At 37.2% G+C, this 24,512-nt stretch carries 21 protein-coding genes and 2 riboswitches; all 21 genes read right to left on the reverse strand.

From position 1 onward, the window contains the following. Positions 1 to 45: 45 nt before the first annotated feature. On the reverse strand, positions 46 to 2,010 hold the full coding sequence (locus ACZ41W_RS06830) for a DUF5702 domain-containing protein (RefSeq protein WP_464314122.1): 1,965 nt from the start codon (positions 2,008 to 2,010) through the stop codon (positions 46 to 48). A 53-nt stretch (positions 2,011 to 2,063) separates the two neighbouring features. Further along, positions 2,064 to 2,447 carry a hypothetical protein gene (locus tag ACZ41W_RS06835; protein ID WP_464314123.1) on the reverse strand — a complete coding sequence of 128 codons (384 nt, stop codon included), beginning with the start codon at positions 2,445 to 2,447 and terminating at the stop codon, positions 2,064 to 2,066. 231 nt (positions 2,448 to 2,678) lie between these two features. Beyond that, a complete protein-coding gene (gene typA, locus ACZ41W_RS06840; RefSeq protein WP_464314124.1) occupies positions 2,679 to 4,547 on the reverse strand; it encodes a translational GTPase TypA in 1,869 nt (622 codons plus the stop codon). Between the two features lie 160 nt (positions 4,548 to 4,707). Further along, positions 4,708 to 5,520: a transglutaminase-like domain-containing protein gene (locus tag ACZ41W_RS06845; RefSeq protein WP_464314125.1), complete on the reverse strand. Its 813-nt coding sequence runs from the start codon at positions 5,518 to 5,520 to the stop codon at positions 4,708 to 4,710. 11 nt (positions 5,521 to 5,531) lie between these two features. After that, positions 5,532 to 5,612, reverse strand: a riboswitch (cyclic di-GMP riboswitch). A gap of 79 nt (positions 5,613 to 5,691) precedes the next feature. Next, positions 5,692 to 5,772: riboswitch (cyclic di-GMP riboswitch) on the reverse strand. Between the two features lie 124 nt (positions 5,773 to 5,896). Beyond that, on the reverse strand, positions 5,897 to 6,604 hold the full coding sequence (locus ACZ41W_RS06850) for a class D sortase (RefSeq protein WP_464314126.1): 708 nt from the start codon (positions 6,602 to 6,604) through the stop codon (positions 5,897 to 5,899). Between the two features lie 171 nt (positions 6,605 to 6,775). Next, entirely contained in the window at positions 6,776 to 7,345 is a 570-nt protein-coding gene (locus ACZ41W_RS06855) for an ATP-binding protein (RefSeq protein WP_464314127.1), read from the reverse strand. Continuing rightward, positions 7,342 to 8,049, reverse strand: coding sequence for a PHP domain-containing protein (locus ACZ41W_RS06860; RefSeq protein ID WP_464314128.1), 708 nt, complete (start codon positions 8,047 to 8,049; stop codon positions 7,342 to 7,344). Before ACZ41W_RS06860 ends, ACZ41W_RS06855 begins: the two co-directional genes overlap by 4 nt. After that, on the reverse strand, positions 8,049 to 8,381 hold the full coding sequence (locus ACZ41W_RS06865) for a DRTGG domain-containing protein (RefSeq protein WP_464314129.1): 333 nt from the start codon (positions 8,379 to 8,381) through the stop codon (positions 8,049 to 8,051). Before ACZ41W_RS06865 ends, ACZ41W_RS06860 begins: the two co-directional genes overlap by 1 nt. A gap of 11 nt (positions 8,382 to 8,392) precedes the next feature. Beyond that, on the reverse strand, positions 8,393 to 9,628 hold the full coding sequence (locus tag ACZ41W_RS06870) for a [Fe-Fe] hydrogenase large subunit C-terminal domain-containing protein (RefSeq protein ID WP_464314130.1): 1,236 nt from the start codon (positions 9,626 to 9,628) through the stop codon (positions 8,393 to 8,395). 28 nt (positions 9,629 to 9,656) lie between these two features. Continuing rightward, positions 9,657 to 10,103 (reverse strand): ATP-binding protein, encoded by a 447-nt coding sequence (locus tag ACZ41W_RS06875; protein WP_464314131.1) that lies wholly within the window; start codon positions 10,101 to 10,103, stop codon positions 9,657 to 9,659. Between the two features lie 30 nt (positions 10,104 to 10,133). Beyond that, positions 10,134 to 10,481 carry a DRTGG domain-containing protein gene (locus tag ACZ41W_RS06880; protein WP_464314132.1) on the reverse strand — a complete coding sequence of 116 codons (348 nt, stop codon included), beginning with the start codon at positions 10,479 to 10,481 and terminating at the stop codon, positions 10,134 to 10,136. A gap of 64 nt (positions 10,482 to 10,545) precedes the next feature. Continuing rightward, entirely contained in the window at positions 10,546 to 11,181 is a 636-nt protein-coding gene (gene tmk, locus ACZ41W_RS06885; protein ID WP_464314133.1) for a dTMP kinase, read from the reverse strand. Positions 11,182 to 11,334: 153 nt separating this feature from the next. Beyond that, positions 11,335 to 13,083: an NADH-dependent [FeFe] hydrogenase, group A6 gene (locus ACZ41W_RS06890; RefSeq protein WP_464314134.1), complete on the reverse strand. Its 1,749-nt coding sequence runs from the start codon at positions 13,081 to 13,083 to the stop codon at positions 11,335 to 11,337. 41 nt (positions 13,084 to 13,124) lie between these two features. Next, a complete protein-coding gene (nuoF, locus tag ACZ41W_RS06895; protein WP_464314135.1) occupies positions 13,125 to 14,921 on the reverse strand; it encodes an NADH-quinone oxidoreductase subunit NuoF in 1,797 nt (598 codons plus the stop codon). A gap of 31 nt (positions 14,922 to 14,952) precedes the next feature. Further along, the gene (locus ACZ41W_RS06900; RefSeq protein WP_464314136.1) at positions 14,953 to 15,318 is read right to left on the reverse strand and encodes a (2Fe-2S) ferredoxin domain-containing protein; all 366 of its coding nucleotides are present in this window, start codon (positions 15,316 to 15,318) and stop codon (positions 14,953 to 14,955) included. A 10-nt stretch (positions 15,319 to 15,328) separates the two neighbouring features. Further along, positions 15,329 to 15,814 (reverse strand): NADH-quinone oxidoreductase subunit NuoE family protein, encoded by a 486-nt coding sequence (locus ACZ41W_RS06905; protein ID WP_464314137.1) that lies wholly within the window; start codon positions 15,812 to 15,814, stop codon positions 15,329 to 15,331. 240 nt (positions 15,815 to 16,054) lie between these two features. Continuing rightward, positions 16,055 to 17,977, reverse strand: coding sequence for an excinuclease ABC subunit UvrC (gene uvrC, locus ACZ41W_RS06910; protein ID WP_464314138.1), 1,923 nt, complete (start codon positions 17,975 to 17,977; stop codon positions 16,055 to 16,057). Between the two features lie 7 nt (positions 17,978 to 17,984). Next, positions 17,985 to 20,810, reverse strand: a complete 2,826-nt coding sequence (gene uvrA / locus ACZ41W_RS06915) for an excinuclease ABC subunit UvrA (RefSeq protein ID WP_464314139.1) — start codon at positions 20,808 to 20,810, stop codon at positions 17,985 to 17,987. A 134-nt stretch (positions 20,811 to 20,944) separates the two neighbouring features. Then, on the reverse strand, positions 20,945 to 22,930 hold the full coding sequence (uvrB, locus tag ACZ41W_RS06920) for an excinuclease ABC subunit UvrB (protein ID WP_464314140.1): 1,986 nt from the start codon (positions 22,928 to 22,930) through the stop codon (positions 20,945 to 20,947). 120 nt (positions 22,931 to 23,050) lie between these two features. After that, positions 23,051 to 23,245, reverse strand: a complete 195-nt coding sequence (locus tag ACZ41W_RS06925; RefSeq protein ID WP_464314141.1) for a hypothetical protein — start codon at positions 23,243 to 23,245, stop codon at positions 23,051 to 23,053. A gap of 23 nt (positions 23,246 to 23,268) precedes the next feature. After that, entirely contained in the window at positions 23,269 to 24,510 is a 1,242-nt protein-coding gene (locus ACZ41W_RS06930) for a S41 family peptidase (protein WP_464314142.1), read from the reverse strand. Between the last annotated feature and the right edge of the window lie 2 nt (positions 24,511 to 24,512).

Here is a 24,512-nt window from a genome sequence, read left to right on the forward strand (position 1 = left end):
ACATGTTGATCTTGTGTTTTCATAAAGTACTTTGCACTACCCTTACTATTGATTTTCGAAGTGTAGATGATTTTCCGAATCTAACTGAACAGAAAATGGTAACAAAGGTTTCCATTTGACATCAATCACGTGCCCATTAGAAAAATCTTTAAGATGCTTCTCCCCTTTTGTCTGTAGATTCACTTGAGCATCCAATAAATCCATCGCACGAAGGGTCGTTACATTTGCATCTTGTATGAGAAGTATGAGCCTTAAGTAATCCAAATAATAGAGGTTAGGATCAAGTAAGTTTGGTTTTGAAGATTTATTTTCATCTCCAGATTTATTTTTATCTTCAGGCTCATTTGTAACTGATGTTACGGTGGAAGAATCCCAAGATTTTGACATAATCGCATCAAAGTCTAGATGCCATTGCTCATCTGTTTTGAAAAAATAGAACCCCTCACCTTTCATAAGTTCATTAACATCCACATAGCTTTCAATGCTCGCCCACGCTAAAATCGCCACACCAGTCGCAACCCATTTCCAAGGCTGTGGAATAAAACTCAGTGCACTTGTCACTTGAGACAGTTTTTCTCGACTCGATAGGATCGTCACCAAATTCGCTAAATTTCGAATGCCAAAAATCTTCATCCTCACTTCAAACACACTGTCTTTCGACTGTTCTTTTCCCGAAATCAAGTATTCAACTTCTGCCTTAATAATGTGATTTTCTTCGTTTTGCAAAAATTTTCGAGGACAATTCTCATCATAACTACTAAAAATCGTCATATAGTATTCATTTGCCAATGCAATAGACCCTAAGTTCCAAGAATACGATAACGTTTCATAATGAGAAAACCAATTTTCTTCTTTTAAACTTAGCGTTTCATCTTTTACTTCAACACCTGACAAAAGAGTATCCATCCCTGCAATCAGTTGATTTAACGTCTCAATGATGCCTGATGCTTCATTAGTATTATAAAGAGATTCAATGGCATCGCATAACTGCGCGATTTTGACTTGATATTGACTTAACTTTTGCAAAGTGGCATCATACTCACTTTGTTTTGCACTAAAGGCTCTTTCAAGCCGATTGAGTTGATTGGTCAATGCTTCCTTTTTCTTTTTGTCCTTTTCACTTTTAATGGCTTCTTCAATTTCGCCGATGGATGCTTCCATACTCGTGAGTTCTACCTGAATTTCATCAAGTTGTGCTGTAAGTGGGGCCATTTGATTTGTGATGATTGTGATTTGATCGAATTGGTCATTTGCCTGCGTATATTGGTCAACAAACAATTTTGTTGCGTCATTCCACTGGGAAGTTTTTTCTTCACAGATTGCCTTAAGAGACTTCTCGGTTTCATCAAATTCTGCTTTTACTTGTTCAATACTATCGTCAAATGCAGTTTTAATATCAAAATACTTTTGATACTTATCCGAAAGCGCTTGTTTTGCCTCTTTCACATATCGATCAATATCCGAAACGCCTCGAATGCCATCTATGTATGGTTCTAACTGATTGAGTGAAAACTGCTCTGATAAAGATTGTTCATAACTAGAAAACTTATCATGCACCTCTCGAATTTTGTCACATAACTTATATTGATTGAGTAAATCAATCGTAAAATTTGTTAAAAGTTTTCCAGATGTTACAGCTGCGCTCTCAGCAACAACTTTCTGAAACACTTTTGGCTGAGACAACTGTTTAAACTGAATCTCTATCGCATCCTCATGAAGCTTCTCAGTTAACTCATTTACCTCAAAATAATGCTGAAGCATTTGTTGCAATTGATCCTCGTCATATGTCACAAACATCGTATACTGTTCAAACATCATGGCATTATAGGTGGATAAATACGCTTGGCTTGTGGCATAACTCACTTTATACGCCTTATTTTCAAGCATGTACTTCGATAAAAAGAGATAGATCACAACACTTGAAATAATCATCACGGGAATTAAAAACACCATAAAAACAGATATTACACCGTCTTGACGTTTTATATATATCTTAAATTGATCTCTCATCCTCACCTCCACACGTCTATCAATCAAATTGTTACTGACTTTGATTGTGCGCGCTATTTCGCTTGATAATTAAAAACTGAATCTACCGAATACTTTAATATAGCCATTTGCAGTCGCTTGACTTTTGTCAGAATATATTGGGACTCAAAATTAAAACTTTGTGTATCCATCAACGTTGAAAAGGGATTACTTAAGTCTTCTCTTACTGAGTAACAAAAGACTTCTCTAAAAAGATCATGAGAGTAGGACATGATTAAGGACGTTTCCCTACCTTCATAAGAATTAATTTGCCCATTTTCAGTCATATTCACGATAAAATACTTCGAATGATTCACTTCTGACAAACTCACACCTGCTGCAAAATAAATCATCAGCGAAAACATCAGTACCAATATAATAATCAAGGGAACAATCATCGTTGCTTCAAGCGAATGCATCAAATTACCTCCATAAATGTAAAACTTTTGTCTTTTTAAATTTCCATTTATTACCATTTTTATTATGCTTTTTATCATATCGCAATTTCCATATTTTGTCAATTGTCATTATTTAATTGTCGCAATAAAAATAGCCACTACACCCCAGCATGATTCGCTGAATTGTAGTGGCTATCGAATGTTTAAATGTATAGCTTTATAGATTTATAAATGACTCGTTTTATGTTTTATTTATACTGCTTCTTCAGCAGTATCAAGCTCTTCTGAGTTTTCAAGTTCTTTATTGACTTTGTTTCGGTATCTCACACGGTCTGTCTCATTTAAGATTCTTTTTCTCATTCTTAATGCATCTGGTGTGATTTCTAACAACTCGTCATCTTCAATAAACGTGAGTGCCTCTTCCATATTGAAAATTTTAGGTGGAATTAACTTAATGGCATCATCGTTACCTGAAGAACGCGTATTCGTCATCTTTTTATTCTTAGTTGGATTAACTGTCATATCTTCACGACGAGAATTAATCCCAATAATCATGCCTTCATATACTTCTGTTCCAGCATCAATCATCATTGTCGCTCTTTCAGATAAATTAAATAGTGAATATCCCATTGCAACGCCACCTTGTTGAGAGATCAATACTCCGTTGTTACGCTTTGGAATTTCCCCTTTATACGGTTGGAATTCTGCAAACGATCGAATGAGAACACCTTCACCACGTGTTACGTTTACAAACTCACTTCTATACCCTAATAAACCACGTGTTGGAACGAGAAACTCAACTCGCGTATATCCATCTTCTGTTTGCATAGAGTCCATCAAACCTTTTCGGATACTAAGTTCTGAAATAACAGCTCCAGAATACTCGTCCGGTACAATGGCAATCACGCGTTCAATCGGTTCACATCTTTGACCGTTGATGGTTTTCATCAAAACTTGTGGTTTTGAAACGGCAACTTCATATCCTTCTCTTCTCATATTTTCAAGCAATATGGATAAATGAAGCTCGCCACGACCTGAAACGCGGTATCCATCTTGAACAGAATCCAGTGCATCTACTCTTAAACCAACATTTACTTCAAGCTCTTTATCCAATCTATTTTTTAAATGGCGATTGGTTACGAACTTTCCGCTTTTTCCACAGAATGGTGAATCGTTAATTAAAAAGTTCATAGAAAGTGTCGGTTCCTCGATTTCAATCATTTCCATTGGTTCAATAAAACTTGGATTACAAATCGTCTCACCAATAGAGATATTGTCGATTCCGGCAATAACCACCATATCACCCGCTATAGCTTCTGATACTTCACGTTTGTGTAAACCTTCATACACGTATAATTTGGATATTTTTGCACGTTCTTGTACGCCTTCGCTTTTGCATACAATCACTTGATCCCCTTGTTTAATGGTGCCTCTTGTCACACGACCAATACCTAAACGTCCCACATAATCATCATAATCAAGGGATGATATTTGCATTTTCAAAGGCTCTGACGGATCTTCAGAATAAGGCTTCACGTGGTCTAAAATCAAATCAAATAGTGGGGATAAATCATTGCTTTCATCTTCAAGCGATAATTTCGCAATCCCTTCTTTTGCAATACCATATACAATTGGGAATTCTAATTGTTCATCATTGGCATTTAACTCTACAAATAAGTCAAATGCTAAATCGACAACTTCTTCTGCTCTTTGGTCTTTTTTATCAATTTTGTTAATAAAGAGGATAGGTCTTAATCCCCTTTCCAATGATTTCTTTAAAACAAATCTTGTTTGTGGCATAGGGCCTTCACTTGAATCCACTAATAGGATTACGGTATCCACGGTTTTCATGATGCGCTCTACTTCTGATGAGAAGTCCGCATGGCCTGGTGTATCCACTATATTAATTTTATGATTTTTATACATAATCGAGCAGTTTTTTGAATAGATTGTAATGCCGCGTTCTCTTTCAAGATCATTGCTATCCATGACGCAATCCGGTACAACTTCATTCTCTCTAAAAACATTATTTTGACTCAAAAACGCATCGACTAAAGTTGACTTTCCTGCATCGACGTGTGCGATAACAGCGATATTGATAATTCCATTACTTTGTGACATTCATATTCTCCTAACTGATTCTAAAAAAAAAATTCAACTTTATAATTCTATCCTATTTTCACATGAAATGATATGAATTATTGACAATTTACAAAAAATTAAAAAAAAAGCACCCCTATAAACAGTTTTATAAAGATGCTTTGTTTCAAAATAAAATTATTTAATATATTTTAGTCACAGTATACTCTTCACTCGATTTGTAGATTTGTGAACCCTTTTTGAGTTCACCTTTCGTACTATCAACTGTAGAGTCAATTGTTTTCCAGCTGCCGTTTACATATACTGCATTCCATGCGTGGTACACGCTACCCGTCGTAGTGCTATACCCCTTAATCAATTGAGTCGGTATACCTACACTGCGCGACATCGCTGCAAAAACCGCTGCATAATCGTAACATATACCTGAATGTGAACGCATTAACTCGTCAACATTTGGAATATAGCCAGACGAAACTGTTTTAGCTTTATTATAATCATACGAAAACTGTTGAGTGACATAACGGTAAATGGCTAAGACTTTTTCTTCATCTGTTTTCGCATCACGTGTCAACGATTGAGCGAGTTCGACAACTGTTGAACTACCTTCCCAATTAATATCTTGAATGCTATTTAAAAATACTGAATTTGAATCTTCGAGATTTAAGTCAATTGTAGCTTGAGATAACTCCTTGTACTTGGTTCCACTGATTTGTTCCATGATTCGAACTTGATACACACCATTTCCCATTTGCAGTGGGAATTGAACAGGTTGCGTCGTGTTTAGTGGATACGTATACCTTGTTCCATCTTTTTCAATCAAGACCACGTTTTTAGTCTGACTCAATTGAGACATTTGAATCTTTACAACTCCCTTTGAATGAAGTGCTTCAATCAAAATCTCATCAGAAGCATAAGAGGGAACGACAACTGCTACTTGAACAATTAGTAAAACTAATGCAAACAAGCAGACTGTAAAACGGTTAAATCGTTTCATATTGCTCTCCTTTCGGTAGCGCGGCTGCCATTCTTTCGAAAGGCCCTATGGCTTTGCGTCCCATCGTTTCCAATGGTTTGCTATTATCGTTGAAGAGACTATCTTTCACGTATTCAATTTTCAGTTTTCAATTTTTAGCTTTTAGTTTTCAAAAAATAGAAAAACTTTCCATTCGGTAGCGCGGCTGCCATTCTTTCGAAAGGCCCTATGGCTTTGCGTCCCACCGTTTCCAATGGTTTGCCGTTATCGTGAAAAGATACTTCTTCACTAAGTGTTACTTACATTATAGCATGTGTACTTCAAAAAACTATTAAATAATCATGACAAATGGCGAAACCAACGAGATTTTCACCCTGATATTTTCACACTGATATTTCTACGGATTTTGTAGCGCATGAATAATGAGTCGATGCGTCGGGTTTTTAACAGGATCACAAGTGACCAATGTTAAAATCTTATCCTTTCCATTGCTATTTAATACAGAAACATCTTCCGGTTCAACAATATGCACTTTATAAACGGTGTATTTATAGATTTTTTCTTTTGTGACAATTTCAATCACGTCACCATTTTTAATTTCATTGAGACGATTAAAAAACACACCATAAGAGCGACCGCGGTGACCTGCGATTGAAACATTTCCCACTTCGCCAAATGCACTACTACCTTTAATAATGGCTGCACCACGATTTAGATTTTTCTCCGTCGCGCCTACTAACACTGGCATCAAAACATCAATCTTTTTGATTTTTATCTTGGCAACAACGCTTTTGTCTACTACAGGTGCTTTCTTTTCTGTCGTTCCCTCGGAGGTTCCTTCTGAAGTAGCGGTTGTTTGATTTTCTGTTTCAGTTGTTCCATCTGTTTCTGCAGCATTTGAGCTACTATAAATATCTTCGAGTCCGATATAATCTGATGCTACTTCTTCAGGTGCGTTGATACTGAGTTCGAGCTCATCATCAAACGCAGCAAGCAGTTTTTGCTGCCAATAATAAGCATAGATTCGATCATAAATAGGAAAAGCAGCCACTGCGATTCCGACAATGATTAATACTGTCGAAATGATTTTTCTTTTTTTACTCATAGCTCTCTCCTCTATCAATCTAAATGACTATAGCCATCTAAAAAAAACAGTAAAACGCCCGAACCGATTCCAAAAACACTAAGAGCGATGCGTATCGAAGCGTCTATTTCGATATAATTAGTCAAAATAACAAATAATATAGATACAACAATTACCTGAATACCCATTTTTCTAAAATTCAATTGGCACCTCAGAACTTTTAACTTTTATTTCTTCTAATCCTTCTGCAATGTATTCTCGAAGCCAAGTAATGACATCGATGTTGCTAATTGGAACGCCATTTAATAGCTTTTTAATTTCCTTTGTATTGAGCGTAAAGGAAGCACCATTATAAGTATGCGTATAGATTAAATCCATTTGATCACAGGCATTAATAATTGTGACAATAGTATCTGGCATACTTCCAAGTGGTACACGATCAATATGACTGTGTTGAAAAACAGCTGTAATCTCTGTTCCCACTCCAAGCTGTGATTTAATGGTAAAATACCCCCCGCATTGCTCAGCAGAAAGTTTGAATAGCGGGATCCCTAGCCCAACTTTACGTGTTGTTCGAGTCGTATAAAATGGATCAATGACTTTCTCAACCGTCTCAGAATCCATTCCGGTACCATCATCTTTTATTTTGATCATCAATTGATCTTCAACAAGATCTTCAATCACGACAATTCGCATACATTCTGCTTTTGCACTGATTGAATTTTGTGCAATGTCTAAAATATGCAACGATAATTCTCTCATAGTTGGCCCTTTCCTAAAAAATAGTCAATAACTGCCTGACACGTTTTTTCCTCTAATTCAATTTGATGAATCGGTTCTTGAATATCGATTAAATAATGTGCATCTGAATTATAGATGATGTTGTAACCTTGAATCAACGGCTCATTGATGGGGCTTTTTTTGTGTACTTCAATACAATGAACATCCAGTTCCTTAGGAATAAAGCCTAAATTGACGATCATGCTATTGGCTGATTTATTCACATGAGCTGGCACAATTGCACCACCGAGTTTCAATACCAAATCTTTCAGTTCATCAATCCCTAAATCTATCGACAAGATCAATGCACTTGGATATTCACCCACCACTTCATCTTCAATATTTAAGATGTATTGCTTCCCAAATACTTTTGAATTGTTGGGAAGCGGCGACTTGTATGCAGCTAACTGAGCATCAAACTGCTCAATTTTGTCCACACTGGGAAAATAGCATAAGACATGAACTTCTTCTCTCGTTTGCACTTCCATACCCGGAACAAGTAAGATTCCAAGCGTCTGAGCAATCTCAGACGCAACTCTAACATGATTACAGGCATTGTGATCTGTGATCGCAATAATATCTAGGCCTTTAATAAACGCCATATTGACAATATTATTTGGGGTCATTTCATCATCACCACAAGGTGATAGACAAGAATGAATGTGCAAATCATAAAAATAGTTCACTATTTTACTCCTGCCTCATATAAAATCTTAAAGATTTCAAATGCTTCTAATTGAGTGGAAAGCATCACAACATTTTGATCGTTCGCTTTATCAATAATCTCTTGATCGACTTCAATATTTTCTGGAATAATGACACAGGCAAATTCCAAAAGTGAAGCAACTGCTAATATATTATTGTGGGTTTGAACGGTAATCCACGCTGTATCGTGTTTACCTTTTGCCATTACCCAGCTTAATAAATCGCATGAGTATACATTTTCGATGGTTCTATCAAGCTCTTTTCCCGATAAATGTTTGAAACCATATTTTTCAACTAATTCATTTACTTTCATATAGTCCACCTCTATTTTTTATTTAAAAAGAAACAATCCTCTAACTTTGCATAACCATTTACAACATCTTCAGCAAGTACTCTACATGCAGGCGCACCGCACGCACCACAGTTAATTCCAGGAAGCATCTGCGTGTACTCTTCAATTTTCGCCATTTTTTCTAAAGCGCGTTTAAAATCAACATCCAGTTTAAAAATTGGGAGTGGCTCAATTGGGAGATTCCATTCCATGTATTCAGGCGTCATCTCGATATCTATTTGAACCGGAACGTCCATCCCGTATTGTTTAGAAAGTTTACGCACTCTGTTTTTTCCTATAAACGTATTTTCCACATTTAATGGGCCACCTACACAGCCATTAATACATGCATACCCTTCAAAGAATAGAAGTGAACTCAATTTTCCAAGTTCCATATATTCAAGCACTTTGATGACTTCATCGATGCCATCAACCGCAATATAATCGTCGAGATCCATGGAGTAACTTTGACCACCAACCCTTGCCCAACCAATTCCCTTGCCAGTCGCACATTGTATCTGCTGAGTAACAGTCACTTTATCAATAATCTTCATGATTTTGTAGTAAATTTCTTCAATGGAAACTGCTTCATCAATATTCGACTTCGCAATACCAATTGGATCTTTGATACTTGTAATTTTCGCAGGACATGGCGAAATATAGATAATGCCAATTTCTTCGTCTAAATACCCCTCCGACTTCAATCGATTTCTGACATGACGTGCTGCAATCTCCATAGGGGATTCTAGTTTAATAATATTTGGGATGAGCGTTGGATATTTTGTCTGAATGAGCCGTGTTATAACGGGACAATAAGTGGAAATGAGCGGTTTGTTCTCATGATCCTTCTTTAGATATTCGAGTTCATAAACAGATAGCACTTCTGCTGCATGGGCCATATCGTACACTTCGTCAAATCCTAAATTTAAAAGAGCGTTATAGACAACGTTCATATCGTATTGCGGATCAAACTGACCATAAAACGAAACAGAAGGTAGTGCAACTGTATATTTATATTTTTTCAGAACATCTAGATTGCTTACAAGCGCCCCCTTAGCGTGATATGGACACACTCTTAAACATTCCCCGCAATCAATGCAACGTTCTTCAATTATTTGTGCTTTTCCATCGACAATACGTATCGCCTGAGTAGGACACCTATCGAGGCAATGCGTACATCCTGTACAGTAATCTCGTTCGAGAATGACTGAATGCCAGTAACTTTTCATTTGTGCCTCCAAAACTGAAGTTGAATGACTAATAATTTACTACCATTTTAATTTTAGTGCCTATATTTAATTCTGAAACAATGACGAACTCATCACTGACTTTTTCCATATTTGGGAGACCCATTCCAGCCCCAAATCCCATTTCTCTAGCGGCGGACGTTGCCGTAGAGTACCCTTTTGTCATGGCTAAATCGACATTTTCAATACCAGGACCAACGTCTTCAACATAAACTTCTATACATTCTGGCTTAATATACACATCAATTGTGCCGCCGTGTGAGTGAATCACCAAGTTGATTTCCGCTTCATAAGTGGCAATTGCAATCCGTCTTAATATATTCGCATCAATCGCCAATTGACTTAAAGTTTGCTTTATTCTGCTGGAAGCCTCGCCTGCTCTTGAAAAATCATCTCGTTGCACTTCATAATGTAATTTCATGGCAACGTTTGAATCATTCTTAACATATGCATTCATATAATAGATCCTCTCGTCAAATGAGTCCCTTTAAATTTTGATGCCCCTCAATCCGTTTCCGTATAAAATCCCTGAAATCGTAAATAAGGTCTCTCGCGTTGACAATAAAATGATTTTCTTTTCTTCAGCCAGCTCAATGACATCTTGGCTTGGTTTTTTTCCTCTGACAAATAATATCGCTTTTAGATCCAACATTTCTGCTGTTCTAATCACTTGTTGATTGGTTAATCCCGTTATCAGTAGGGTGTTTTCTTCTACATATGCTAATACATCGCTCATTAAATCCGATCCAAAGGCCGACTTAATGTCCATATTTAAACCATTTTCATAAGCAAGAATTTCTGCATTGACTAATTCTCTAATCACATTTAAATGCATCTCTGCCTCCTATAATATAGAAAAAGTTAATTATTTAACAATTAACACCTACATTATAACATGTTTAAATCCGTTCTTCAATTTCTTTTAAAGTAGCTTTTACAACGTCAGCAAGGGATTGATTTCCATCTATCATAACAATCCTTTGATGATAAGTTTTCATAATGAGATGGTAGCCTTCACGGACTTTGGTGTGAAACTCTAGTCCTTCAAGATCTAGTTTATTGATTTCTCTGTCGGGATTTTTATTGATGCGCTCGAGGCCAACAACTGGATCTACGTCTATATAAAGCGTCAAATCCGGTATAAATCCTTCAATGGCAAACTGATTGATTTCATAAACTTCTTCTATGCCAATATTTCGAACATATCCTTGATACACAAGCGAAGAGTCTACAAAGCGATCAAATATCACAACTTTTCCTTCTTCAACAGCAGGTAATACTTTCTCAACTAAATGTTGACGCCTTGCTGCAGCAAAAAGCAACGCTTCCGTTCTTGAATCCATCTCAGAGAATTCTTTATTCAAAATAATCTCCCTAATTCTCTCCGATATTCTAACACCACCAGGTTCTCTTGTGATGATATAAGGAATATTTTGATTTATAAAATATTGGGCAATTTCTTGAATAATCGTTGATTTACCAGCACCTTCGCCGCCTTCAATTGAAATGACGCGTGCCTTTTTTTTACTTTCCAAAGGTTACCTCCAATAATGAACTTATCTCTATTTTAAACTAATCTTTCGTTAATGAAAAGAAACATTTTAAGACGAAAAAAAGCTACTGTCCGTGTGAACTCAGAATGAATTCAACAGACAATAGCTTTTAATTAACTTAATCGAAAATACTCACTATTTAAGTGGGAATTTTTCTCTTGGCACATAGTGTGTATGAAGTAAATCATGTGCTTTGTGGCTATTTGGTTTTTCAAGATACTCATCGTAAAGTTTCTTGATTTCAGGGTTTTTATGAGATTTTCTTACAGTTAAAGCAGCATCTTCAGAGTAAAGTGCTTTAGCACGTTCAGTTCTGATATCGATGACATTTCTTACATTTGAAGGTTGGATTGGTTGTCCGCCGCCGTTTACACAACCACCAGGACAAGCCATTACTTCAATAAAGTGGTAATCTGCTTCACCGTTTTCGATTTTTTGTAATAAGATTTCAGCGTTTGCAGTACCGTGTGCAACTGCGACTTTTACATCTGTTCCACCAAGGTTAACTGTCGCTTCTTTAATACCTTCAATACCACGTACTGCAGTATATTCGATATTCTCTAAATCTTGACCTGACATAACATCAGCAACAGTTCTAATAGCTGCTTCCATTACCCCGCCAGTTACTCCGAAGATAACACCAGCGCCAGAGTAATCGCCCATGAATGGATCAAAAGTACCTTCTTCAAGTTTATCAAACTCAAGTCTAGCTTCTTTAATCATTCTAGCAAGTTCTCTTGTCGTAATAGATGCATCCACATCTCTTAAACCACCTACTTCAAGCTCTGGTCTTGAAATTTCAGATTTTTTAGATGTACAAGGCATTACGGATACAACTGCGATATCTTTAGGATCAATACCATGTTTTTCAGCATAGTATGATTTTGCTAATGCACCAAACATGTTTTGTGGTGATTTACATGATGATAAATGTGGTAATAAGTTTGGATGTTGGAATTCAATGTATCTTACCCAACCTGGTGAACAAGAAGTGATCATTGGTAAAACGCCACCATTCTTAATTCTGTCAAGTAATTCAGTTCCTTCTTCCATAATTGTAACGTCAGCTGCCCAGTTTGTATCAAAGATTTTATCAAATCCTAATCTTCTAAGAGCTGTAGCAAGTTTACCAGTAACATTTGTACCAATTGGGTAACCAAACTCTTCACCTAAAGCAGCTCTTACTGCAGGAGCAGATTGAACGATTACGTGTTTAGATTTGTCATCAATTAAATCCCAAACTTTGTCGATTTGCGATTTTTCTGATAAAGCGCCAACTGGACAAACAACCATACATTGTCCACAGTAAATACATGGAACATCTTTCATACTCATTTCAAATGCAGGACCAACAGTCGTTTTGAATCCTCTGTTTAAGAATTCTAAGATGCCGATCCCTTGTACATTTTTACAAGCGCTTACGCAACGTCCACAAAGAATACATTTACTAGAATCTCTGATGATCGATGGAGATAAATCATCGTATGATCCTTCTCTTTTTTCACCAGTGTAAGCAATATCTCTGATGCCTAATTCTTCAGAAAGTGATTGTAATTCACAATTTTTGCTTCTTACACAAGTTGTACATTCTCTATTATGGTTTGCTAATAATAATTCTACTGTGTTTTTTCTAGCTTTTCTTACTCTTCCGCTGTTTGTGTTGATTACCATACCATCACGAACTGGAAGTACACAAGAAGCTTGTAATGCTCTCGCACCTTCAACTTCAACGACACATACACGGCAAGCTCCAACTTCGTTGATGTCTTTTAAGAAACACAATGTTGGAATATCGATACCAACTGATCTAGCCGCTTCTAATACCGTATAGTTACTTGGTACTTCGTATTGAATGCCATTTATACTTAAACTTACTTTACTCACGATAAGTACACCTCTTTCTTCTAGTCTTATGGTCCCGTCAATTATTGTTTAACAATAACTTTCTTAGGACACTTAGGAATACAAGCGCCACATTTGATACATTTAGATTGATCAATTATATGTGGTTGTTTTACTGAACCACTAATTGCGCCTACTGGACACACTCTTGCACAAGCAGTACAGCCGATGCAACCGTCTACGATGACAATTGATAATAAATCTTTACATTGACCCGCTGGACATTTTTTGTCCACAACGTGAGCAACATATTCATCTCTGAAGTATCTTAATGTAGAAAGAACTGGGTTTGGCGCTGTTTGACCAAGACCACATAAAGAAGAATCTTTAATTGAGTGAGCAAGATCTTCTAATCTATCTAAGTCTTCTAATGTACCTTGACCTGAAGTGATTTTTTCTAAGATTTCCAACATTCTCTTAGTACCTTCACGACATGGAACACATTTACCACAAGATTCATCAACAGTAAAGTCAAGGAAGAATCTCGCAAAGTCAACCATACAGTTAGTATCGTCAACTACGATCATACCACCAGAACCCATCATTGAGCCAAGTGCTGTTAATGTATCAAAGTCAATTGGTGTATCTAAGTGAGCTTCAGTTAAACATCCACCTGATGGACCACCAGTTTGAACAGCTTTGAATTTTCTACCGTTTGGAATACCGCCACCGATATCAAAAATAACTTCTTTTAAAGTCGTTCCCATAGGAATTTCTACAAGACCTGTGTTATTGATTTTTCCACCTAAAGCAAATACTTTCGTACCTGGTGATTTTGGTGTACCGAATGATGTAAACCAATCAGCTCCGTGTAAAATAATTTGTGGAACAACAGCGTATGTTTCAACGTTGTTGATGATTGTTGGTTTTCCGAAGATACCTTTTTGAGCTGGGAATGGTGGCTTAGGTCTTGGCATACCACGTTCGCCTTCAATTGAAGCGATTAATGCAGTTTCTTCACCACATACGAATGCGCCAGCACCTAATCTGATTTCCATTTCAAAGTTAAAGTCTGTACCAAAAATACCTTTTCCAAGTAATCCCATAGCATTTGCTTGAGCAATTGCAATACCTAAACGTTTAACAGCGATTGGGTACTCAGCACGGATATATACGTAACCTTTTTCAGCGCCAATTGCATAAGCTGCAATTGCCATTGCTTCGATTACTGAATGTGGATCGCCTTCAAGAACAGAACGGTCCATGAATGCACCTGGGTCTCCCTCATCGGCATTACATGCAACATACTTGATGTCGCCTTCTGATTTTGATGCAAATTCCCATTTAAGTCCAGTTGGGAATCCACCGCCACCACGGCCACGAAGTCCTGATTTTTTCATTTCTTCGATAACTTGAGCTGGAGTCATTTGAGTTAACGCTTTACCTAATGCTTGATAACCGTCAAATGCAATGTATTCTTCGATCACTTCTGGGTTAATCACACCACAGTTTTTAAGTGCAACTCTTTTTTGTTTTTTATAGAATGTTACTTCGTTGATTGATGTTTCAATCTCAGTTGTAACTGCTAATTTATCTACATATAATAAGTCTTTTACGATACGACCTTTTAATAAGTGTTCTTCAACAATTCTTTCTACGTCAGCTTCTTTAACCTGTGAGTAGAATGAACCCTCTGGATATACGATACAGATTGGACCCGCTTCGCAAAGACCAAAACATCCAGTTCTTACAACTTTTACTTCTTTCTCCAAGCCTTTTGCTTTTAGAGCTGTATTGAACATTTCTTCTATAGTTGCTGATCCTGAAGAGACGCAACCAGTTCCGCCACACACAAGGACATGTGCTCTATAAAAATCCATTGATTTACCTCCTAAAATGGTTATGCTTTAACTATTTTGCTGCACCAATAGTATATTCTGTAACGATGTTACCATTAACGATGTGCTCAGCAATAATTCTGCGAGCTTTTTCTTCTGTTAACTCAACGTATGTTACTTTTTCTTCGCCTTCTTTGTATACTTCAATTAGTGGCTCAAGTCTACAAACACCGATACAACCAGTTTGTGAAATTTCAACTTCTTTTAAGCCTCTTTTTTGCACTTCGTCCATTAGAGAAGATAAAACTTGTCTAGCGCCTGCTGCAATACCGCAAGTTGCCATACCAACAACGATTCTAGTACCTTTTCTATCTTTTCTTAAATCCACTTTTTTAAGAGCTTCATCACGTAATTGTGTAAGTTCAGCTAAAGTTTTCATGTTTGCCTCCTTAGTTAGCGCCTTTGTATTTTTCAACGATGCCAGGGATATCGTTTACTGTTAAACGTCCGTAAACATCTTCATTTACAGTAAGAACTGGTGCTAAACCACAAGCACCGATACAACGAGTTGCTTCAAGAGAAAACTTACCATCTGCTGAAGTTGTACCTACTGAAACGCCTGTTAATTCAGTTACCTTGTCAATTAAATCTTGAGCACCTCTAACGTAGCATGCTGTACCAAGACAAACACTGATTAAATAATCGCCTTTTGGTTCTAATGTAAACTGTGAATAAAAAGTTACAACGCCGTAAATTTCAGCTAACGGTACATGAAGTTTTTCAGATATAACTTTTTGTACTTGCATTGGTATTGCCCCGAAAATATGTTGTGCTTCGTGAAGTATTGGCATTAAAGGACCTTGCATGTCTTTGTGTGCTTCAATGACTTCGTTTAGCTTCGCAAAATTTTCTTCTGTTAAAAAGTTCTTTGCCATTAAAAAGTTCCTCCTTATCGCTTGCTAATCTGACTGCATAATACACTGTCAAAAGTGCCTAATCCCTAGTAATTTACTAGGGTTAGACCGGTTTGTTAATTCCTTAACCCATATCAAAAAGAATTATAACATATAAAAAACTCATTGTATACACGAAATACTTTTTAAATGTGACGTTTTTTATTATAATTTTGTCAAATTTAAAAGGTAGACTTTATTATTTAAAGTCTACCTCACAAGTCAGATTTCATCAGCTGTTGACGCAATTTTCTCAGGTGAATTATTTTCATGAAAATAGTTGTATATGACATCTGCAACTCGACGGTTCATTCCTGGTACTTCACAAAGAGCCTCTACAGATGCATCTCGTATATTTTCGATGGTTTTAAAGTGTTTTAGGAGTGAAATTCTCCGTTTTTCGCCAACGCCTTGAATTTCATCTAGTAGTGAATGCGTCATCTCTTTTGAACGAAGGGATTTGTGAAACTCAATCGCAAATCGATGCACTTCTTCTTGTATTTCATAGACGAGCTTAAAGGCATTTCGGCACTGTTTAAGTCCTTTTTTCTCACCGTCATAATAAAGATCGTCGGTCTTATGAAAATCGTCTTTTACCATACCCGCGACAGGGATATAAAGTTTAAGTGCATTCATTACGTCAAGAACTGCATTGACATGAGCCTTTCCACCATCGATGAGAATTAAATCGGGCAAAACATTGAATTTTTGAGTGGAGATGCCCGTCTCAGCCGCCATTTGCTGCTCTTCAAGACCGCGTTTATAACGTCTATAAACAATTTCTTGCATGGAACCATAGTCATTGGGGCCTTCAATTGTCTTAACTTTAAAACGCCTGTAATCACTGCGTTTCTTTTTGCCGTTTTCAAAAACAACCATACTTGCAACAGAATAAACACCTGAAATATTAGAAATATCAAATGCTTCGATTCGGTTAATTGGTAAATTCTCTGGAAAACCCAGTAATTCTTTTAATTCATATTCAGATTCATTTTTAAATGTGAGCTCTTTTTCTATGCGATCTTGAAATTTCATGATATATTCTTTCGCATTTTTAGAGACGAGGTCAATCATTTTTTTCTTTTCACCCTTTTGAGGAACTGATAAAGTCACTTTTCGAGCATTTAATTTTGATAACCACTCTGCTAATGGTTCAATTCGTTCGATATCATCTGAAACATATATTTCAGATGGAATTTGGTCAATACCTGAATAGTATTGAAGGATAAATGACGAAAGTATCTCTCCTGGAAGGTCATCTTCAGCATTGACCAAATTATACGTTTCTCTTCCATCTATTTTTCCATTTCGAACTTGAAATAGCATCACACACGTCTTCTCTTCAAAGCTATAAACGGAAATAAAATCTTGATTTTTCTCGTTGTTTTGGATGATTTTTTGCTTTTCATCCAGTGATTTTAATGCTGCAATTTGATCGCGAATCGTCGCTGCTTTCTCAAAAGCCATCTCTTCAGCCGCTTTCAACATATCTGCTTGTAATCGCTGAACCAACCAGTCTTTCTCTCCATTTAAAAATCGAACGATTTCTTTAATCATCCCTTCGTACGCTTCATCAGAAATGACGTGATTACAAGCGCCAGCACATCTTCCAATATGAAAATTCAAACAAGGTCGATCTACTTTGTCCGTTATTTTCTTACTGCATTCTCTAACAGGAAAAATAGATTGAATGACATCAAGCGTAATTCGCACTTGCTCAACACTCGTGTAAGGGCCAAAGACTTTTACATTGCCCTTTGGCAATTGACGCGTCATAAACACTCTTGGGAATCTTTCATTTGTTGTGATGACAATATAAGGATACATTTTGTCATCTTTCAAGAGAATGTTGAACTTGGGAAGGTTTTTTTTGATCAAATTGGCTTCTAGTATCAATGCTTCAACTTCATTATCGGTCATAATATATTCGAACTCATTGACATTGATGACCATCGTCTGGACTTTGGGCGCATGAGAATTAAACCCTCGGAAATAGGAACTGACACGGTTTTTTAAGTCTTTAGATTTACCGACGTAAATAATCGTTCCTTGGGCATCTTTCATGATATAGATCCCCGGTTGATGGGGAACCGTCTTCAATTGTTCTTTAATACTTTCCTTTACTTTAAACTCGTAGTTTGGCATTGACTCCTCAACTGTGAAGCATTTTCTTTAAAAACTGACCGGTGTACGAATGCGCTACGTCTGCAATTTCTTCAGGCGTACCTTTTGCAATCACTTCACCACCATTATCACCGCCATCTGGACCCATGTCGATGATATAATCTGATGATTTAATCACATCTAGATTGTGTTCTATGACAACGGCGGTATTTCCTGCGTCCACTAGACGTTGAATCACATCAATCAAATTGTGCACATCTGCTGTGTGAAGCCCAGTAGTCGGTTCATCTAAAATATAGAGCGTATTCCCTGTACCTATTTTGCTAAGTTCTGTTGCGAGTTTAATTCTCTGTGCTTCTCCCCCGGATAATTGAGTGGAAGGTTGTCCTAATTTAATATAGTCTAACCCTACATCGTGGAGCGTTTGAAGCTTTCTTTTTATCTTAGGTACATTTTCAAAGAACGACAGACCTTCTTCAACCGTCATGTCCAGCACATCCGAGATGCTTTTACCCTTGTATTTCACTTCTAACGTTTCTCGATTGTAGCGCTTTCCTTTACATACATCACACTGAACATACACATCTGGTAAAAAGTGCATTTCAATCTTTATAATACCATCGCCTTTACAGTTTTCACAACGACCACCACTCACATTGAAACTAAATCGGCCTTTTTGGTATCCTCGCATCTTAGCTTCTGGTAGTTGAGTAAAGATATCTCTGATATGATCAAATACCCCTGTGTAAGTTGCCGGATTGGATCGTGGTGTCCGTCCTATAGGCGTTTGATCGATTTCAATGACTTTATCGATGTATTCCAGTCCCAAAATATCTTCGTGCTTTCCTGGTTTAATGTGTGTTTTATTGATTTTCACCGCGCATGATTTATAGAGAATTTCGTTGATGAGCGTACTTTTTCCAGATCCTGAAACACCTGTTATCGTACATAAAACACCCAATGGGATATCGACATCAATATTTTTCAAGTTATTTTCTATAGCGCCTTTTATTGTAATTTTTTGTTGTTTGGGCGTTCTTCTCACTTCAGGTACTAAAATCTTTTTCCTTCCAGATAAATACTGACCTGTGATGGAATCTTCACTTGCTAAAATATCTTCTAACGTTCCTTCTGCAATGATGTATCCGCCATGTTCTCCAGCACCAGGGCCCAAATCGAGAATATAATCCGCTTCTCGCATGGTATCTTCATCATGCTCTACAACTAATAGTGTATTTCCTAAATTCGTGAGTCCTCTCAATGTCTTGAGGAGTTTTTCGTTATCCTTTTGATGCAAACCGATTGAAGGTTCATCTAAAATATAGAGAACACCCACAAGACCCGAACCGATCTGCGTCGCTAAGCGAATTCTTTGTGACTCGCCACCCGATAACGTACTTGCAGCTCTTGATAGGGATAAATATTCAAGTCCAACGTTTTTCAAAAAGCTCAATCTCGCGTTGATTTCCTTTAAAATCAGCTCTGCGATTTGTGTACGCGTTGCATCTAAAGTCAACGTATCAAAGAATTTGATGGCATCTTTTACCGACATCTGAGTCACTTCCCAGATGTTTTTTCCACCAACTGTAACAGCTAACACTTCGTCTTTTAATCGCTTTCCATGACACTTCGAGCACTCAATCATGCTCATAAACTCATCGATTTTAGAACGTATATAATCCGAATTTGTAGACGCGTACCGTCTTTCATAATTGTTGACTAATCCTTCAAATGGTCGATTAAACTCTGTCATACCCGTGAATTTACTCTCAAACATGAAGGTAACTTTTCTATCACCAGTTCCATAAAAAATATCATTCTTAACGGACTCCGGCAACTCTCTAAAAGGCGTATCAGGCGAGCATCCAGCACTTTCGATGATTGAATTAATCATATTGACATAAAAAGTACCTTCACTACTATTGGCAATTGGCAGTAATGCCCCTTCTGATACGGATAATTTCATATCTGGTACGAGAAGCTCAGGATCGACTTTTTTAGTGAACCCCAATCCATTACAAGCATCACATGCACCATACGGTGCATTAAACGAAAAGATCCTCGGTTCCATCTCGGGAATGCCCACTCCGTGCTCTGGGCAGGAAAACTTCGTATTAAAAATCAAATCCTCACCGTCAATAATGTTAATCACGACAGTTCCTTCAGCCATTTTAAGGGCCATTTCAACCGAATCTGTCAATCTCTGCTGAATGTCGGATTTAATCACCAAACGATCGATAACGACTTCTATTGTATGTTTTTTGTTCTTATCTAATACGATTTCTTCAGATAAGTCCAATACGTCTCCGTTGATTCGTGCGCGAATAAAACCTTCTTTTTTAAGGGCTTCTAAAAGTTTCGTATGCTGCCCTTTTTTACCATAGATCATAGGCGCAAGGACTTGAATTTTTTTCCCTTCCTCAAGCAACATGACCTTATCAATAATTTGATCGATGGATTGAGGTGAAATCTCAACGCCACATACCGTACAGTGTGGAATTCCCACACGTGCATAAAGCAATCTGAGGTAGTCATAAATCTCTGTTACGGTTCCAACGGTTGACCTTGGATTTCGACTGGTTGTTTTCTGGTCAATGGATATTGCAGGTGATAATCCATCAATGGATTCGACATCTGGTTTTTCCATTTGACCGAGAAATTGTCTTGCATATGACGATAAACTTTCAACATATCGCCTCTGGCCTTCAGCATATATCGTATCAAATGCTAAAGACGACTTACCGGAACCACTTAAACCCGTTATCACGACGAGCTGATCTCTCGGGATTTCAACATCAATATTTTTTAAATTATGCTCTTTTGCACCTTTTACGAAAATTGTATTTTTTGCCATATTATCCTCATTTCATTTACTCAATTAAGTGAATTTATTACCCTACTGATTGAGTATTTTTAATATCGAGTATTTTTAATATCGAGTATTTTTAAATATCGAGTATTTTTAATACACATGATTTAAACGGATCGTCACTTATTCTTAGGACGAATTGTCTTTAACTCCACAATCATGTCTCTTAGTTCAGCAGCTCGTTCAAATTGAAGCGTTCTCGATGCTGCAAACATCTCATCTTCTAGTTGTTTAATATAGTCATTTAACTCTTTTTTATTCATGGATTTAATTCGGTCTACCTCATATGCTTCAACCGTTTCAGCGGCAATAGTCGCTTCAATTTTATCTCGAATTTCTTTTATAATTCCCTTTGGAGTGATGCCGTGTTGCAAATTATAAGCTTCTTGAATATGTCTTCTACGATCTGTTTCGCTAATTGCAAAGTTCATCGAATCCGTCATTCTGTCGGCATACATGATTACTTGACCGTTGATGTTACGAGCAGCCCTACCGATTGTTTGCACTAAGGCTGTCTCAGATCTTAAAAAGCCTTCTTTATCCGCATCTAAAATGGCCACTAAAGAAACTTCAGGTAAATCGAGACCTTCTCTCAATAAGTTAATTCCCACGAGGACATCAAATACACCTTTTCTAAAGTCTCGTATAATTTCCATTCTTTCGATCGTTTTAATATCTGAGTGCATGTATCGCACTTTCACATCCATTTTTTTGAAATAATCGGTGAGGTCTTCCGCCATTTTTTTCGTTAATGTCGTCACTAAAATACGCTCATTCAATGCTACGCGCTTGATAATTTCACCATAAAGGTCATCGATTTGCCCTTTGATGGGTCTCACGATAATTTCAGGGTCAATGAGACCCGTTGGTCGAATAATTTGTTCTATTGCCACCTGACAATGTTCTTTCTCATATGGTCCCGGTGTGGCACTGACATAGAGTGACTGAGGAATTAAGCTTTGAAATTCATCAAAGTTCAGCGGTCGATTGTCCATAGCCGAAGGCAATCTAAATCCATAATCTACGAGAGACTGCTTGCGAGTTCGGTCGCCTCCGTACATCGCACGAATTTGAGGAATGCTCACATGTGATTCATCTACCACGAGTAGGAAATCTTCTGGAAAATAGTCAATCAGTGTATATGGGCGGCTTCCAATGGGCCTTCCAGATAATACGCTCGAGTAGTTTTCAATGCCTTGACAAAATCCAACTTCGCGTAGCATCTCAATATCATATCGCGTCCGCTGTTCAATTCTCTGAGCTTCAATCAGTTGATCGTGATCTTTGAAATACTTTACGCGTTCTTCAAGTTCAGCTTCAATTTTACCAATGGCCGCTTCGAGCTTGTCTTTTGGGGTTACGTAGTGGGAGGCTGGATAAATGGTCAGATGATTGCGATAGCCGAGTATTTCACCTGTTAAAGCATTGATTTCGCCAATTCTTTCAATCTCATCGCCAAATAACTCAATGCGATAGGCTCTCTCAAATTCATACGCTGGCATCACTTCTATTATGTCACCACGCACCCTGAATGTATTACGCGTAAAATTTAGATCGTTTCTCATATACTGAATTTCAATGAGACGTCTTAAAATTTCATCTCTTGACTTTGTTATTCCCGGTCGAATAGACAGCGTCATACTCGAATAGTCAATTGGGTCACCTAGACCGTAAATACACGAAACCGACGCGACAATAATGACATCTTTTCGTTCAAATAATGCAGATGTCGCCGAGTGTCTTAGTTTATCTATTTCTTCATTAATCGTTGCATCTTTTTCTATGTACGTATCTGAATGTGCAACATACGCTTCTGGTTGGTAGTAATCGTAATATGAGACAAAAAATTCAACCGCATTATCTGGAAAAAACGCCTTAAATTCAGAGGCCAATTGCGCTGCCAAAGTCTTATTATGTGCAATAATCAAAGTTGGTCGTTGCACGCGTTCAATGACGTTGGCTACAGTAAAAGTCTTTCCTGAGCCAGTAACGCCCAATAATATATTATGTTTTTCGCCACGATTAAGCCTTTCGACTATGGCATTTATTGCTTCTGGTTGATCCCCAGTTGGTTTAAACTCAGATTTAATGACAAATTTATCCACATGCACCTCCAAACACTTGTTCGTATTTTATTATATACCTTTGTATTTTTTCAGTCAAATAAAAAACGATTATTATATAGTGTTCATCTATACAATAACCGTTTTTATTGGATTTATTCATTATTTTACGAGCCAAATGGTCAAAAGTGTGATCATACTGATGATGATGAGAACAACCACTATCAAACAGGTTACCACGCCTTTGCCACTATCCGGTATTTCCTCAAAAGAAATGGGTTCTTTAGATTGAGGTTCAATCACTTGTATTAAATTTTGGATTTTCTCTGACTCCTCTTTATACAATTGTTTATTCATAGATATCCCCTCCAATCTTGCCACTATTTTTTAATTTTTGACTGGATAACTTCGATGGCTTTTTGAAGTTGATTGTCATCTGCATCCGTTGGATTTTCAATTTCTCCGTATTTTGGATCTAGTGGCACTTCAATATCAGGTTGAATTCCTACGCCATGAATGTTCACACCATTTGGAGTGAAATATTGAGACGTTGTCAACTTAAATCCTGTATCGCCTACATATCGCTCAACGATTTGAACGACACCTTTACCAAATGTTGTTTCACCAATGATGGTTGCACGTTTATGATCTTTTAACGCACCTGTTAAAATTTCTGATGCACTTGCAGATCCGCTATCGACAAGAACGACAAGTTCCACGTCATACGCTTCTTCATCAGAATAAAACTCATCGTCGTCGCCGTTGCGGCTCTTCGTATAAACGATCATCTCTTTTCCAAGGAGTGAGTCAGCGATTTCAACACACTGATCTAAATATCCACCTGGATTATTTCTTAAGTCAATGACAATACCTTTTGATCCTTGTTCAATTAACGACTGAATGTGTGTGTCAAATTCAGGTGCAGAGTTTTCATCAAATGTCGTTAATCTCAGATATCCGATGTCTTCATTGAGCATTCTAGATTTTACAACTTTTACATCGATCCATTCTCTAACGATTTCGACATCAAACTTCTTTTTAGTTTCAGGTCGATAAATGGTCAACGTTACTGGCGTACCCGGTTCACCTTTAATCTTGGAAATGGCATCATCCATGACTTCCGCATTCACTTCTTCGCCATTGACGCCAATAATTAAATCTTGAGCAAGTAATCCAGCTCTATAAGCAGGCGTATCTTCAATTGGAGAAACAATTTCAATTTGGTTATCTTCATTTGGCGTTAAATAAATACCAATTCCCGGATATTCACCCGAGGAAGACTGCATATAATCGCCGAATTCTTCTTCATTCATAAATACTGAATAAGGGTCTTTCAGCACCTCAAAGATACCCTTCTTCATTCCTTCATATAACTGTTCTTCAGTCACGTCTAAATAATAGTTTTTAAGAACATAATTCTTAAGTTCTTCAATTTCCTTATACTCTTCAGCCGCATCCACTGGAGAAGCTTGTGTTTGAACCACTTCCTCAATTGCATCAAGTGCTTTTTGATCCGCTTGTAAATCGTCATTTTTCATCATCGCTGCAGTTACAAAATAGGTTGATAAACCTGTGAATATTACCAAAAAAACACTTAGAAATACAACATGTACTTTTTTCACGT

The organism is Fusibacter fontis (assembly GCF_055378735.1).